Source organism: Dyadobacter psychrotolerans (assembly GCF_004349265.1).
In the GTDB taxonomy this organism is placed as follows: domain Bacteria; phylum Bacteroidota; class Bacteroidia; order Cytophagales; family Spirosomataceae; genus Dyadobacter; species Dyadobacter psychrotolerans.
The window spans coordinates 267,160-282,538 of record NZ_SMFL01000006.1 but is presented as its reverse complement, the minus strand read 5'-3'; the positions used below and the strand labels follow the sequence as shown (position 1 = coordinate 282,538).

General features: G+C 41.9%; 12 protein-coding genes. 5 read left to right on the top strand and 7 right to left on the bottom strand.

The window, feature by feature from the left end; genetic code table 11:
• Positions 1–21 precede the first annotated feature (21 nt).
• The gene (locus E0F88_RS18280) at positions 22–1,056 is read right to left on the bottom strand and encodes a PorP/SprF family type IX secretion system membrane protein (RefSeq protein WP_131959712.1); all 1,035 of its coding nucleotides are present in this window, start codon (positions 1,054–1,056) and stop codon (positions 22–24) included.
• A gap of 225 nt (positions 1,057–1,281) precedes the next feature.
• On the opposite strand from E0F88_RS18280, the gene E0F88_RS18275 reads away from it, so the two are divergent.
• From E0F88_RS18275 to E0F88_RS18265, 3 genes are all read left to right on the top strand, one after another.
• A complete protein-coding gene (locus E0F88_RS18275) occupies positions 1,282–4,164 on the top strand; it encodes a T9SS type B sorting domain-containing protein (RefSeq protein ID WP_229213815.1) in 2,883 nt (960 codons plus the stop codon).
• A gap of 99 nt (positions 4,165–4,263) precedes the next feature.
• The gene (gene ruvB / locus E0F88_RS18270) at positions 4,264–5,289 is read left to right on the top strand and encodes a Holliday junction branch migration DNA helicase RuvB (protein ID WP_131959711.1); all 1,026 of its coding nucleotides are present in this window, start codon (positions 4,264–4,266) and stop codon (positions 5,287–5,289) included.
• Between the two features lie 140 nt (positions 5,290–5,429).
• Positions 5,430–5,855 (top strand): (deoxy)nucleoside triphosphate pyrophosphohydrolase, encoded by a 426-nt coding sequence (locus tag E0F88_RS18265; protein WP_131959710.1) that lies wholly within the window; start codon positions 5,430–5,432, stop codon positions 5,853–5,855.
• On the opposite strand, the gene E0F88_RS18260 is transcribed toward E0F88_RS18265, so the two are convergent.
• Positions 5,838–7,199, bottom strand: coding sequence for a dihydroorotase (locus E0F88_RS18260; protein ID WP_131959709.1), 1,362 nt, complete (start codon positions 7,197–7,199; stop codon positions 5,838–5,840). The genes E0F88_RS18265 and E0F88_RS18260 overlap by 18 nt on opposite strands.
• 139 nt (positions 7,200–7,338) lie before the next feature.
• Here E0F88_RS18260 and E0F88_RS18255 point away from each other — a divergent pair, with 139 nt between their 5' ends.
• Positions 7,339–8,031: a ComF family protein gene (locus E0F88_RS18255; RefSeq protein WP_131959708.1), complete on the top strand. Its 693-nt coding sequence runs from the start codon at positions 7,339–7,341 to the stop codon at positions 8,029–8,031.
• 75 nt (positions 8,032–8,106) lie between these two features.
• On the opposite strand, the gene gldJ is transcribed toward E0F88_RS18255, so the two are convergent.
• Positions 8,107–9,366, bottom strand: a complete 1,260-nt coding sequence (gene gldJ / locus E0F88_RS18250; protein WP_131959707.1) for a gliding motility lipoprotein GldJ — start codon at positions 9,364–9,366, stop codon at positions 8,107–8,109.
• Between the two features lie 99 nt (positions 9,367–9,465).
• A complete protein-coding gene (gene mfd, locus E0F88_RS18245) occupies positions 9,466–12,813 on the bottom strand; it encodes a transcription-repair coupling factor (RefSeq protein WP_131959706.1) in 3,348 nt (1,115 codons plus the stop codon).
• 307 nt (positions 12,814–13,120) lie between these two features.
• On the opposite strand from mfd, the gene pnuC reads away from it, so the two are divergent.
• A complete protein-coding gene (pnuC, locus tag E0F88_RS18240; RefSeq protein ID WP_131959705.1) occupies positions 13,121–13,732 on the top strand; it encodes a nicotinamide riboside transporter PnuC in 612 nt (203 codons plus the stop codon).
• A gap of 63 nt (positions 13,733–13,795) precedes the next feature.
• On the opposite strand, the gene E0F88_RS18235 is transcribed toward pnuC, so the two are convergent.
• The 3 genes from E0F88_RS18235 to E0F88_RS18225 form a co-directional block, all read right to left on the bottom strand.
• Positions 13,796–14,239 (bottom strand): barstar family protein, encoded by a 444-nt coding sequence (locus E0F88_RS18235; RefSeq protein WP_131959704.1) that lies wholly within the window; start codon positions 14,237–14,239, stop codon positions 13,796–13,798.
• Positions 14,240–14,300: 61 nt separating this feature from the next.
• Positions 14,301–14,744 carry a guanyl-specific ribonuclease gene (locus E0F88_RS18230; RefSeq protein WP_131959703.1) on the bottom strand — a complete coding sequence of 148 codons (444 nt, stop codon included), beginning with the start codon at positions 14,742–14,744 and terminating at the stop codon, positions 14,301–14,303.
• 70 nt (positions 14,745–14,814) lie between these two features.
• A complete protein-coding gene (locus tag E0F88_RS18225; RefSeq protein WP_131959702.1) occupies positions 14,815–15,111 on the bottom strand; it encodes a muconolactone Delta-isomerase family protein in 297 nt (98 codons plus the stop codon).
• Between the last annotated feature and the right edge of the window lie 268 nt (positions 15,112–15,379).

Here is a 15,379-nt window from a genome sequence, read left to right as displayed (position 1 = left end):
AACAACATCGTTTAGTAAATCCTAGAATTTCGGGCAGGAAAGCTGTTTTTTGCTGCTTTTGCTTCTCTTTTGTTTAGGAGTAAGTGGCTCAAATACATAAGATAACGATATTTCATGCGCTCCGCCGCTGCTTGCACCTAATGTAGAGATTGTCAGATCGTAACTATAACCAATTGAGAATTTGTCCTGACGAAAACCTGCAAGGAAAACAAGAGACTCATGATTATTAATGTTCTGCTCATATTTTTTAAACGGAATACCTCGATACCATGCTCCTAAAACCAAAGGTTCAAGCGTTACATACAATCCGGCATCAAACTGGTCGTACTTGCCCTGTTTTTTATACATGATAGCAGGAGATATACTCTTTTCTTTATCAATCTCATTTCCAAGATAAGTATATCCGGCAAAAGGAATTCGTAAACCCGCCTGAAAACTTGCTTTCACAGGAAGTCTCGCCTCAGTCACAGAAGAAAAAGCCTGGTTTGGTCTGTTAAGATGATGAGCTGAAATACCTGCCCAATACCAATCAGAGTAAAGCATTAAACCAGAGCCGAAGTCAGCATAATTGACATTTGGTGCTCCCTGAGCGAACGGATCTCCTGATGGCTGGCCCGGTATTAAGCCGCCATTGTTGTACTGATCACCAAAAGTTAAGCCAAAGTAATCGAGGGTTCTTGATGCAAATCCTCCCTGTATCCCAAGTCGCAGAGACGTAACATCGTTAAGCTGAACCTGGTACGAGTATTGTAGGGCAATATCAGTTGATTTAAGATTACCAAGTCCCTGGCTATCCATAGTTACCAAAACACCTAATCCACTATTGTAATTTGGAAGGAACACGTCAGCACCAAAGCTGGTTGTTACAAAATTGGCAGAAAGAGATGGCCACTGATTACGGTAATTTACGGTTGCACGTGGTGCAAGCGCTCCTCCCGCAAGGGCCGGATTAAGGTACAGCGGGTTAGCGTAAAACTGCGAAAATTGTGGATCCTGACTCCAACCTTTCTGGCAAAGAAGTGTCAGTACCAATAAAGAAAGTATATGCTTGATCATAAATATTATACATTACTGCGCTTTTCACAACACTAACTTTAAACGAAGAAAAAAATTCCAAAAAATAATTTCACAAAATGCCACCAAATTGCGTATTAATATTCAAATTAGAATGGTTTTTATGACATTACCGCACAAAATTTTAACATTTTATTTTCGTTAGAATAGTCGGGTAATATGATTGTCCAAAAAGAGTGGTAGGGGTGCTTGATCTAGTAACGAAACATGAGTCGATTTTATAATACATTGTCGCAACAATTTTATTGTTTTTTCTTTCTGATGCTGCTTTCGGCAGTGTATGCGAAAGCGCAAACTCCTTTTGTGGTAAAGGGGCAGTGCATGCAAAATCCTGATTGCGATGCAGATTCAACCACGTTTAGCGATACGCTTACAACAGCGATTGCGTGGCAATGGAATTTCGGAGAAGGGGGAGCGACTGATACCCGGCGGATTGCGCAGCATTCTTATGCTTCACCCGGGACTTATACTGTTACGTTGATTCGTACCAAAACAGGGGGGGCTACCGAAACAGTTATGCAGTCTGTAACAATTGGAGAACTTCCGCCTGCATTTCAAAAATGGTTTACTGATACGACTATTTGTCCGGGAACTACATTAAAACTTGATCCGTATCCTGACGGAGCACCTGAAGGAGCAAAATATGTCTGGTATCCCAAAGGTGATACGACCCAGGTACTTGAAGTGGATAGTTCCGGCTGTTATTCGGTGGAGGTTATCCTTCCAAACGGATGTAAGATACAGGATCGCGTCAATGTCAAAATATGTATGGAACCGGCTGCACAGGAAGGTTCTAAGTGGTTCTTTGGTGGAAATGCAGGTTTAGATTTTTCCAATAACCCGCCCACACCGATTACAGACGGAAAAATTAATACACCCGAAGGAACGTCTGCCATAGCAAATTCAAAAGGTCAGTTACTCTTCTACTCCGATGGTATAAAAATATGGAATAAGGACGGAGAGGAGATGACTTGTTTCGGGACTACCTGTGCGCCTATGAAGGGAAGTCCGAACAGTACACAATCGGTACTGATTGTTCCGCAACCGACCTGTAAAGGTTGTGAATATCTGTTCAATGTCTTCACAACTTCGGATATTAACGGAGAGAAACTGCTGACTGTAAGCGTAGTAGATATGAGAAGAAATAATGGAAAAGGGGCCATTATAGAACAAAATACAACTTTACAGCAGCCAACAACGGAAAGAATTGTTTCTGCCCGTAATGATCGTGACAGTACATACTGGGTTATTTCCCATGATTATGGAACAAATAAATTTCGCATTTTTCATGCAACCACCGGCGGTTTGACAGAAACCAGCGCACCATCGTTGGGGATGGCTCATGACAGTCTGAATAAAGCGGAAGGTTATATGAAATTTTCTTCTCCTGACAGTACAACCGGGCAGCGCAGGCTTGCAGTAATCATTCCGGGTCCGCCAAAGAATTATGTCGAACTTTTTAGTTTTAATGATTCAACTGGGGTACTTACTTACGATAAAACCATTGACCTGGGTGCGGCGCCGCCCATTGCTTACGGTATAGAGTTTTCGGCAAGCGGGGAAAAAATGTATATATCGTTTCAGGGAGAAAATGGGACCAAATCGGTTCTCAAACAATATGATCTGACGTTGCCGGATAGCCTCCTGACCGAAACGGCTATTACCATAGATAGTTCGGCTACTCAGAAATACGGGGCACTGCAGTTTGCACCGGATGGGAAGATATACATGTCTATCCAGGGAAGCGACTATTTGGCCTCCATTAGTGAACCGGAAGGAAATTCACTTTCCGGTATTGAGTATGACCGCGAAGGAGCATTTTTAGGAGGTAAAAACAGTCAGCTGGGATTGCCGAATATGGTTCAGGATTTTAGTCAGGAATCATCCGGGCCTGGTTTTGAGGCAGAAGGTTTTTGTACCAATGAGCCAACTACTTTCGAGGCAAGCCCTATTTGCGATCCGATAAAAGACACTTATTCCTGGGACTTTAACTACGATCCGGCCGCACCAGAATTTACTGCTCCGTCAAAGGAACAAAAAACGACCTTTACCTACACTGCACCCGGTATTTATCAGGTGGCGCTTCGTGCTTCAAATCAATGTAAGGACACGATTATTGTTAATCAGGTTACTATTTACGAAACACCTTCACAAATCAATCTGGGTCCGGATAAAGATACCTGCGGGGCTTACGTTCCTTTACGTGTGAATGTTGAAGCAGAAAAATATGCCTGGATAAGTCGCGGAAGAGTGGTTGGCCGTCAGAGAGATTACCGTGCTACGACAACCGGAAGATATATAGCGATTGCATACAACGGACCAGACGGCGAATGTTTTGCTTCGGATACGATTGAAATAACCTTACGCCGCCCGCCTGCATTTTCAATTGGCCCGGATACGACGTTATGCAGAGACAGCTCGATTGTGCTTACTGTTGCCAGTGAAAGGTGGATTGAGTTTAACTGGAGTAACGGCGAAAAAACAAGAGATGTTACAATCGGCGAACCAGGGACTTATTTTGTGATTGTGAAAGACAGAAACGACTGCTTTAATTCTGATACAATAGCTGTTGGTGAAAGACCATCTCCGATCTTAAACCTTGCTCCCGAATATGTGATATGTATACCTGACGGAGGCTCAACAATCCTTGATGCAAACGGAGTTGGTGTTGCCAAATACGAATGGCCGCATTCCGGCGATACTACACGAACGGTTACAGTCAACACAGAAGGAACTTACACTGTTATTGCAACCAATAAAGAAGGTTGTGTAGCAGAGCAATCAACAAATGTAGTTGATAAATGTGAACCAAGATTCTTTATTCCGGACGCGTTTTCACCAGATGGAGAGGGTCATAATGAAAGACTTGAAGTTTTCGGAGCGTATTATACCAAATTTTCAATCAGGATATACAACCGCTGGGGTGAAGTTATTTATGCCACAACAGAGATTGAAGATCGCTGGGATGGAACATACAAGGGCCAGAAAGTTTTACCAGGTGTTTATCCCTACGTAATATCTTATGAAGCACTGTATTTCCCCGAGCGAAATCCGGTTGTGAAGCGTGGTTCTGTTCTTGTAGTGCGTTAGGTTGTTCGGTTTTGCCAATTAAAACGGTTATTTTTGACTAGATGGTTGGACAGAAAATGATGATTTGCTCCAACTTAACAACTGATTTTTAATAGAAACATGCGCCAGGATTATCTGTCCGGAGATAAAGAAAGCCTTTCAAATACCGAAAAGGAAATTGAGCGGGCACTTCGCCCGTTGTCATTTGATGATTTCACAGGACAGGATAAAATTCTCGAAAATCTGAAAATTTTTGTTCAGGCTGCCCGCCAGCGGGGGGATGCGCTTGATCACGTTTTGCTGCACGGACCTCCGGGTTTGGGTAAAACGACTTTGTCTAATATTGTTGCCAATGAATTGGGTGCAGGTATTAAAATCACTTCCGGGCCTGTCTTAGATAAACCGAGTGATCTTGCCGGCCTGCTTACAAATCTTCAGGAGCACGACGTCTTGTTTATCGACGAAATACATCGCCTGAACCCGATTGTAGAAGAATATCTGTATTCTGCCATGGAGGATTACAAAATCGACATCATGCTTGATAGCGGTCCCAATGCAAGAAGCATACAGATCGGGCTGAATCCATTTACACTTATTGGCGCAACCACCCGGGCAGGAATGCTTACATCGCCATTGCGTGCCAGATTTGGTATTAATGCACGCCTTGAATATTACGATGCGCAACTTTTGACTACCATTTTAAAACGTTCGGCGGCCATATTAGGAACGCCTTTGGAAGACGATGCCGCTTTTGAAATTGCCAGAAGAAGCCGCGGAACTCCCCGTATTGCCAACAATTTGCTACGCCGTACCCGTGATTTCGCACAGGTAAAAGGAAATGGCCGTGTAACCGTCGCTATTGCCGAAATGGCTCTGCTTGCCTTGGATGTCGATCAAAATGGTCTTGATGAAATGGACAACCGTATCCTGAGTACCATTATTGAAAAATTCAAAGGTGGCCCGGTAGGGCTTTCAACGATTGCAACGGCATGTGGCGAGGAAGCAGAAACGATCGAGGAAGTATATGAGCCTTTTCTGATTAAAGAAGGTTATTTGAAACGAACTTCAAGGGGAAGGGAAGTAACTGAAAAAGCATTCCGTCATTTAGGTATTTTACCAAGACATCGTTCAGGAGAATTGTTTTAGCCTGAATAAGTTATTGTAAGCCGGAACATCATTTAATCGCTCACATTATTAAATGATTACGAAATAAAACATCATCCCAATCTCTTCTATTTTAATACAAATTTTTGTACTTTTGCGGTAAAATTAGTGTAACCGCCCATATGATTGAAACCCTGGTTCCCGTAAAATTGGTTGTGAGAGTGCCTTGTGCTATTATCGAACATCAGGGGAAAATACTGGCCGGACAGCGCAGCCCATTTTTATCCTTTCCTTTGAAGTGGGAATTTCCGGGCGGTAAGCAGGAGGAGAACGAAACTGACGAGCAAACGCTTGAACGTGAGATCATGGAAGAACTCGGCGTTGAAATTCATATTATTGATAAACTTCCTGTTACAATAATAGACCAGGGCTGGCGCGAAATTATCCTCGTTCCTTTTGTCTGTAGCCTTAAAACAGAAAATATTGTTCTTACCGAACATGAACAAATCATCTGGCTCGAACCAGACGATTTGCAGTCATTGGATTGGACAGATGGTGACCTTGGTATTATCCAAAATTATTATCAGTATTTAGCGGTTAAAAAGTAGGCGTTTCCCTTTTACAGATTCATCAAAATTTCCGTTTTCGTATACCAAATGTCCGGATACGAAGGTATGGGTTACTTTTGAGTGAAAATCGGTTCCCTCAAACGGAGACCATCCGCATTTGGAATAAATCTTATCCTGCGTAACTTTTGTCTCTGCATTCAGATCAACCAGAATTAAATCTGCCCAGTATCCTTCGCGAATATACCCCCGATCTTTTACTCCGAAACAATCTGCAACTGAATGCGTCATTTTTTCAATGGCTCTTTCCAAGGAAATCTTTCCCTGCTTGCTTAGTTCAAGCATTACGTTAAGCGTATGCTGCACAAGCGGTAAACCCGACGGCGACTGCCAGTAAGGCTGCGCTTTTTCCTCAATGGTGTGTGGGGCATGATCTGTTGCGATCACATCAATACGGTTATCCAGCACAGCCTGTAAAATTGCTTCCTTGTGATGCGGTGCTTTAATGGCCGGATTACATTTGATTTTGTTACCAAGCCGGTGATAATCCTCAGCGTCGAACCATAAATGATGAACACATGCCTCGGATGTAATCAATTTAGGTTGGTTGTCGGCCAGTAATATCTGCCCGTTTATCCTTTCTCCCGGTTGAAAAAGAAATACTTCATCTCCCGTCGAAATATGCAGGATATGTAGACGTGTATTGTGCTTTTGCGCTAAGGAAACCGCAAAACTGGAAGACGTCAGGCAGGCTTCTTCGTTTCGAATTAAAGCATGAATGTTGTAGGGTACATTCTCTCCATACTTTTCCTTATAAAATTCCATCCGCTGTTTCACGGTTGGCTCGTCTTCACAATGCGTTGCTATAATGCATGGAGCATTTGCGAATATCTTTTCAAGAACCTCTGGTGCATCCACCAACATGTTTCCTGTGGAGGAACCCATAAAGATTTTTATACCGCAAACCTCGCTGGGATTGGTCCGCATGACTTCGTCATAATTGTCATTGGAAGCACCCATGAAAAATGAATAATTGGCCAGCGACGTTTCGTTTGCAATGTTGTATTTATCGGTTAGAAGAGACTGGGTTAAGGTATTTGGAACAGTATTTGGCATTTCCATAAAGGAAGTAACCCCACCGGCAACAGCTGCCTTTGCCTCAGTGTAAATATTTGCTTTATAGGTAAGTCCCGGCTCACGGAAATGTACCTGATCATCAATGATTCCAGGCATTAAGTGCAATCCCTGAGCGTCGATAATTCTGTCGGCAGCTACATGCTGCAGGTCATTCCCAATTCTCTGAATGTGACCGTCAACAATTAGTACGTCAGATTGCTGAATCTTATTTTCATTTACCACCAGGGCATTTACAATGAGCGTTTTCATTAGGGAATTTAATTGATAACAATGTAAAGTTACCAAGTGATTTTATAAAACGACCGAAGGCTTTTCGTATTTAATGAAAAAGATGCACCTGTTAAATTTGGAATTTATTTAACCTGCTGATTATTTGACAATTAAAATCATGAAGCTAAAAACATTATGGAGTGATTTTGTAGATCTGGTTTTTCCCCGTTGCTGCGAAGTATGCGATCACAGTCTGATAGGAAATGAACAAACTATCTGCACATTATGCAGGATCTCTTTGCCAAGAATTGAGAAAAACAGTATTCACGCAGACGGGGTGAAATACCGGTTTGTCACTTATCCCGAGGTATTGTCAACGCATGCATTTTTACTTTTTACAAAAAGAGGGAAAGTGCAGAAACTGCTTCATGCATTAAAATATAGAGGAAATAAGGAAGTTGGTCTGTTACTTGGTTTTATGCTTGGGCAGGAAATGCTTGCAGAGCAGGTATTACCGGAAGCGGAATTGATCATCAGCGTTCCTCTACACAGAAAGAAAATGGCGGCACGAGGTTACAACCAAAGCGACTTGCTTGCAGAAGGTTTTTCCAATGCTACCCAGATTCCGTGGTCGGGAAAAGCTTTGATCAGAAACAAATATACTGAAACTCAAACAGGTAAAACGAAAAAGGAACGCCACGAGAATGTGGATGGGGTTTTTGAAGTAAACGAGAAGATAAATCAAAAAAGTGTGATTATAATTGATGACGTTCTAACAACCGGAGCAACGCTGGGAGCATGTGTAGAAGCGTTGAAGGCAGCAGGCTGCAAAAAATTTCATATTATCACAATTGCAGTTGCGCAGCACTGACGTTTTTAATTATAAAGCATAAAAAAGAGCCATTATCGGGTGAGGACAATGGCTCTTCAAAGTATGTTTGAATTATTAATTTTTATGCGTTCCGGTTGCAATCATTGCACAACGGAAACCTACCATTGCTGTTGAAGAATCCTGATCCATGTAACGGCGTGTTCCCGGAGATAACCAGTAAGCAACGTCAGACCATGAACCGCCTTTATAAACTCTCAGATTATCATTGATCATTGAGTTAGAATTTTTTGTATCATAATTTTTAGCTTCATCCTGGAAACCATTACGACGATATGAGTTCAAATCTGCCACATCCTTGTTTGAGCCAGGACGGTAAACATCTTCTACCCATTCGCTCACGTTTCCTGCCATGTCATACAAACCGAAATCGTTAGCCGGATAAGCTCTGATCTCTTGCGTGATAATCGCTCCGTCATTGGATTTACCTGCTATACCAGCGTAATCACCAGGACCACGTTTGAAGTTTGCAAGCATTGTTCCCTGCTTACGGCCACGAGGCTGACGCATTGTAGAACCATCCCAGGGATAAATTCTTTGATTTGACTGGTTTTCATCAGAATATTGTGTTCCGATCATCGCCATTGCAGCGTATTCAAATTCTGCTTCTGTTGGAAGGCGGTAGGGAGGCATCACATATCCACTTTCGATACGAAGCTGTGGAGCTGGACCGCTACTTGCAACTGCTGCTGCATCAGCTTTGGCAGCTCTCTTTTTCTTACTGATTGCAAATCCTTTTTTCTTGCCTGCTGCTTGTCCGGCTGTATTGTTAGCCTGGCTCACAGCAGCTGTACGCCATGCACAGTAGTCATTTGCCTGTACCCAGGATACACCTACGACAGGATAAAGACGAAAGCCCGGATGTCTCAGATACATGGTTACATAAGAATCATTAAATGACAGCTCATTGTACCAAACATTTGTATCAGGCAATGCTTTTGCGTAAAATTCTTCAGATGAATCTCTTTGTACTGCGTTTAGATATTCCAGATAATGGACGTTTGCAACTTCCGTCTGGTCCATATAAAATGAGTTGATACTGACAGTGCGTTTCTCGTTGTCGCGTCTTCCCATAACTTCTTCTTCCAAAGATCCCATTGTAAAACGGCCTCCTTCGATATAAACAAGGTCAGGACCGGCAGGAAGGGCTTTAAAGTTTTTTACTTCAAATCCATCTTTACCATTGTAAGCCAAACCGGTTTTTGAGCTTGTTTTGCCCGGTTTTAAGCTAGTTGGCCTTTTCTTTTTACTACAGGAAGTGGCCGCTAATAACACAATCAGAATCAGCGCGATCGACCGGATACCCATCTTATGCATGCAAATCATTGCTTTAAAGTGACTTAAGTGTTTTGTATTTTTATAGTATGCGAAACCGCAAATGTATGAAATGAATCGAAATTATTATTTAAAACTTAATCATTGGGTCATTTCTACCAAAATTTTCCGCGCCTGATCAATATTTTTAACTTCTTCACAAATCAGGATTAATTTCCCTTTCTGGTCTTTCAGCGAGATTTGTTTCGGATGTGACTTAATATAATCAATTACACCCCCAAACCTTGCTGACTGGAAGAACTCGTCATTCTGCGAAGTAACGAAGTATCCTTTCATTGTATTGCTTTTCACAGTTAATTTTTCGAAATGCAAATTTTCCGCTTCCCAGCGCAGACGAACAGTTTTCAAAAGATCCTGAACTTCGTGAGGCACAGGGCCAAACCGGTCAACAACTTCTTTCTCAAATTTCGTAAGCTCTTCCTCTGTTCCGATGTTGTCTAAGCGGGTATATAACGAAAGTCTTTCCGAAATATTCTTTACGTAATCATCAGGAATTAAAGTTGCAAAATCAGTCTCAATCTGGCAATCCGCTACCAGTTTTTCAGGTAGTCCTAATGCATTGGCAAACAAATCTTTAAACTCATTATTTTTTAACTCCTTAACGGCCTCGTCAAGCATTTTATGATATAATTCGTAACCTAAATCATTCACAAAACCACTTTGCTCGGCGCCAAGCAAATTCCCTGCACCACGAATGTCTAAATCACGCATAGCAACCTTAAATCCGTCGCCGAGCTCAGAGAATTCTTCTAATGTTTGTAAACGTTTCCTCGAATCACTTGCGAGGGTAGATACTGATGGTGTCAGCAGATAGCAAAACGCCTTTCTGTTGGAGCGACCAACCCGTCCGCGCATCTGGTGAAGGTCCGACAGTCCGAACATATGGGCCGAATTAATGATAATCGTATTGGCATTGGGGATATCAATTCCGGATTCGATAATGTTGGTCGAAACGAGAATGTCATATTCACCTTCAATAAAATTCACCATTACCTTTTCCAGCTTATCTCCATCCATTTGTCCGTGTGCAACACCAATGCGCACGTCAGGAACAAGCCGCATGATAATGTTTGCAATCGATTCAATATCATTGACACGGTTGTGAACAAAGAAAACCTGGCCACCGCGCTGCACTTCAAAACTAATTGCATCACGGATAAATTCTTCGCTAAAACCATGAACTTCGGTAGTTACCGGCTGGCGGTTTGGCGGTGGTGTCGCAATCACGGAAAGATCGCGTGCTCCCATCAGGGAGAAATGAAGCGTACGCGGAATTGGTGTAGCTGTTAATGTCAGAACATCCACATTCACACGCATTTCCTTTAACCGGTCTTTTGCTTTTACACCAAATTTTTGCTCTTCATCCACGATCAGCAGACCGAGATCTTTAAATTTTACATCCTTGTTCAGAATCCGGTGGGTTCCGATCAAAATGTCGATTTTACCTTCTTCTGCCTGTTTAAGTGTCTCCTTTATTTCTTTTGTCGATTTAAACCTGTTTATATAACCAACTTTTGCGGGGAAGTCTGAAAGGCGGTCGGCGAATGTTTTGTAATGCTGCATGGCCAAAATGGTAGTCGGTACCAAAACGGCTACCTGCTTACTATCGCAAACCGCTTTAAATGCTGCACGAATAGCAATCTCTGTTTTACCAAAACCTACATCACCGCAAACCAGTCTGTCCATCGGATGCGCTTTTTCCATATCATCTTTGACGTTGGAAGTGGCCGTTGCCTGATCGGGTGTATCTTCATAAATAAAAGAAGATTCCAGCTCGGCCTGCATGTAATTATCAGGAGAGAACGGGAAACCGGGAGCCTGGCGGCGTTTGGCATACAGTGCGATCAATTCGTGAGCAATGTCTTTGAGTTGTTTTTTTACTCTTGATTTTTTTGCTTCCCAATCGCCTGAACCCAGCTTGCTCATTGCAGGCGGTGTTCCTTCCTTGCCCGTATATTTCGCAATTTTGTGCAGGTTATGCACACTTACATATAACAAATCATTATCACGATAAATCAAACGAATCGCTTCCTGTTCTTTTCCGTTAACATCCTTTCTTTCAAGTCCTGCAAATCGTCCGATCCCGTAGTCGACATGCGTAACGAAATCACCTACATGTAAAGATTTAAGTTCTTTAAGTGTAATCGCCTTCGACTTGCTGAATTTGTCCTTTAACCGGTATTTATGAAACCGATCAAAAATCTGGTGATCGGTGTAGCAGGCAACTTTCAGGTTTTCATCCACAAATCCTTCTCTGAGCGAAATGTGCATGGCCCTGAACTTTACAAAAGGATCCAGATCTTCGAAAATTCTTTCAAGCCTGTCAAGCTGTTTTGGCTGCTCCGAGGCAATAATATTTACAAAACCTTTCGACTGGTTTTCAGATAAATCGTCCAGCAGTCTTTTGAAATCCTTATTAAATGAAGGCTGCGGTTTTGCAGAATACGGGAGCCGGTTTTCAGATTTGAAATAAAATCGCTTTCCGAATTCGACGGTCTGGAATTTTTTGATCTGATTTAGAAATCCGCGTCTGGTCTCAAACAGATCCTGTGGATTGGAAACGATCTGTACGCCCCCCCCAGTTACTTCTTCCAGCGCTCTTTCGGCTTTTTCATAACATTTTTCAATGACCTCCAGAGTAAGTTCAGCGTCTTTAAACCAAAGGATGGTTTCGTCCGGAAAGAAGTTTAAAAACGATTCACGGGTTTCGTGGATGAGCCGCTGCTGGATATCCGGAACAATATTAATTTGCTTTGCCGTTTCAATGGAAAGCTGGGTGTCAGGATCAAACGAACGAATTGTTTCAACCTCATCACCAAAAAGTTCGATCCGGAAAGGATGTTCATTCGCAAAAGAAAATACATCAATAATCCCCCCGCGAACTGAAAACTGGCCTGCTTCAAACACGAAGTCGGTCATGTCAAAACCGTAGCTATTCAGGAATTCCGTTAGGAAAGAAGGATCCAGTTTTTCTCCGACTTTAACAGAAAAAGTATTGGCTTTTAAAGAGCGTTTGTTGATTACCTTTTCAAATAAAGCTTCCGGATACGTAACAATCTGAAAGGCGCCGGGTTTGCCCGAATTGAGTTTATTGAGAATCTCACCCCGCATCAGTACATTGGCATTATCTACCTCTTCATACTGATAGGGCCTTTTGTAAGAAGTCGGGTAAAAAAGTACCTCCGTTTTACCAAGCAGATTTTGCAGATCGTTTTGGAAATAGGCAGCTTCTTCCCTGTCACTTAAAACATAAACCGCAGGTCCTTTCTTTTTTTGCTGAATTGCGGCAGTCAGCACAGCATCCAGACTTCCAATCAGCCCTTTTATCTGGACGTGAGCGGTTTCCGGGCTTTTTGATGTAATTTGTGAAACAAGAAGATCAAGATAACTGTCTCCCCCGTATAGCGTCAATAAGTCTTTAACTTCCAAGTAATTTCAAAAATTGAGCGGTCTGTTTCCGCGGTGAATATCCGGTACTGTCGCGCAGATCCCGGGAAAAATAGCTTTATGTAAATTTTGTACCAGCCTGATTTAGATTCGTTTTGAAATGCGAAAAGCCGTTCCGGGAATTTCCCGTCCGGCACAATATCGTAACAACAGTTTTTTTGCTTTTGTTTGCTGTTACTAATTTTTATACGAAAATAATCGAAACCCGTTGGCTACGACTTAATTTTAGCACGAATTAACCCAATTAGCACGAATACTTTCCTGTTAATTTTAACCACCTTCCATAAATATGATCGACTGGCTTAACCAAACCATCGCATTCCTCGGTATTTCTACTTCACCTCTGGAAATCCTTGGTTTTCTCACAGGCGCTATTTGTGTTTATCTCAACACAAAACAAAATGTGCTGGGTTGGTTTTTCGGGATCATCAATGCGGTTCTTTACGCGGCTGTTTTCTGGCAGGTGCAATTATATGCTGATATGGGCTTACAGGGTTATTATTTTTTTACCAGTATTTATGGCTGGTGGATGTGGATGTATGGTGGAAAAAGTCACGATGGCGTCCGGGTTTCCCAAACTCCTGTCAGGTTTTATGCCGTTTTCGCAATCATATTTGTTGTGGTAACGCTTTGCTGGGGATTTTTGCTGGGCCGTTTTACAGATGCCAGCCTTACTTATGCCGACTCTGCCCTGACCATTGCCAGTCTGATTGCACAATGGATGATGGCAAGAAAATACCTTGAAAACTGGATTATCTGGATCGTTGCTGATGCCTGTTATGTCGGAATGTATTTTTATAAAGATCTTCACCTTACCGCCATTCTGTATTTTGTTTTTCTGGTACTTGCCGTAATGGGTTATACACAGTGGAAGCGGGATATTGTTGAAAGTAAAATGTGAGAAGTGAAATGTAAAGCGTAACTCCGCATCATTTCACATTTTACTTTTACATCTCACAAAAGGCTACTCAACCATCCCAAACGGAATTTCCTGTTCTTCCAGTAAAGTACGAATACGTTCAGAATCGCTGAAAATAATACGAAGTTCTTTTCTTGCGGTTTCTTCTTCTTCATCCATCCATTTCCAGTCTTCCGCAGTTGCATCGAAGATATCCAGGACGTTAAGAATCTTTTCTTCCGATTTCTCTTTGGAGAGCCAGTCGGCAGAGTTTTTAATATAAATAATGACCTTTTCCTGTTTGATCCATTCCAGGTCATTCAGCATTTCGTCGAGTGCATCCAGATTTTTGCCGGAATAGTCGGGAAACTGCATCGCCAGCCCGATCTGTTCATGAAAATCCTTCATTGATGATGTTTTTAATCCATCAATTTCACCAATAAAAGTGCCGGGGAAAAGTTTTTTGATATTGCTTTCCGGGTTTGCAAGAAGGAAGTGTGTGTTTTTCATCGTTTGTAATGTTCGGTTTGACAGGCAAATTTATAAATCTTAACAGGATGTGCTGTTAAGCCTACTTTATTTCTTCAAAATTTTCGTAATGATCGCGGGTGTACCAGGCCTTTTCTTCGCTGGTAACGAGCCTTTCAGCACCTCTGTTTTTTCCTTTCTTTTTTGGATTCACATCCCATTCCCGGTACCTGGCGGGTCTTCCGTTTGAATCATTTAAAGGTAGGTGTTTTTCAAAATTCCCAAATTTTCTGCCGCCCACATAACCGTCCGGAGCACGGTCATGCTTTCTGATATAATCCAGTACAGTGTAGACTTTTTTCGGAATTTTTGAATTAACAGGTCGCCCAGATACATCACTTTTTATATCTTTTTTACTTATAGCACCTTGTGAAGATGCAGCTGTTTTTTGGTAATTGTCCGTTGCCGGCTGACAGGCAAGGGCAAAAAACGTAAAGAGCCAGAAAAGATAATTCCGCGTAGTTGCTGACTTAAAACGGTGTATCATGCATCAATAGTTTATTCATAAAAATGCCTCACCCGTTTTCGTGATGAGGCATCAAAAGGCAATTTATTTTTTAATTCAGTGAAAACATCGGCAACCGCAAAGCAACTACATTGTTAAACATAAGTCTGCTGATTTTCGGATCCATGTAATCGATCAAAGGGAACTCAGAAACAATTGACATTACTTCAAACTCACTCTCAGCTCTAACCACACACCAAAGTTTAGAATAATCTTCAGATAAAGCGTAGGACATCATCAGTCCCTGCTCCATCATTTCATTAATTTTTTTTCTTTGAGCAGGTATTTTCGCTGTAAATTCTTCCGTCATAACAGCCGGAAGCTGGATTTCAACCATATATTGGCTCATGGGCGATAGAAGGTTAGGTGTACAGAAATACCTTTGTATTCTTTTCAGCTATAAAAGGATAAGTGCCGCTGTTTAGTTCCTGTAAGTATAATGGGATGATTTATTTATAAAAGCAAAATAATTTAAAAGTGTTACAACCTTTTAAAGGAGAAACGTGTCATAACAAATACCTGTTATCAGGGAAAATTAAGAACAATACAGTATTAACTATCTTTGGGATAGGGTTGCTGATTAATATATAAACCGAACGAAGCACCCCTAAACTTCG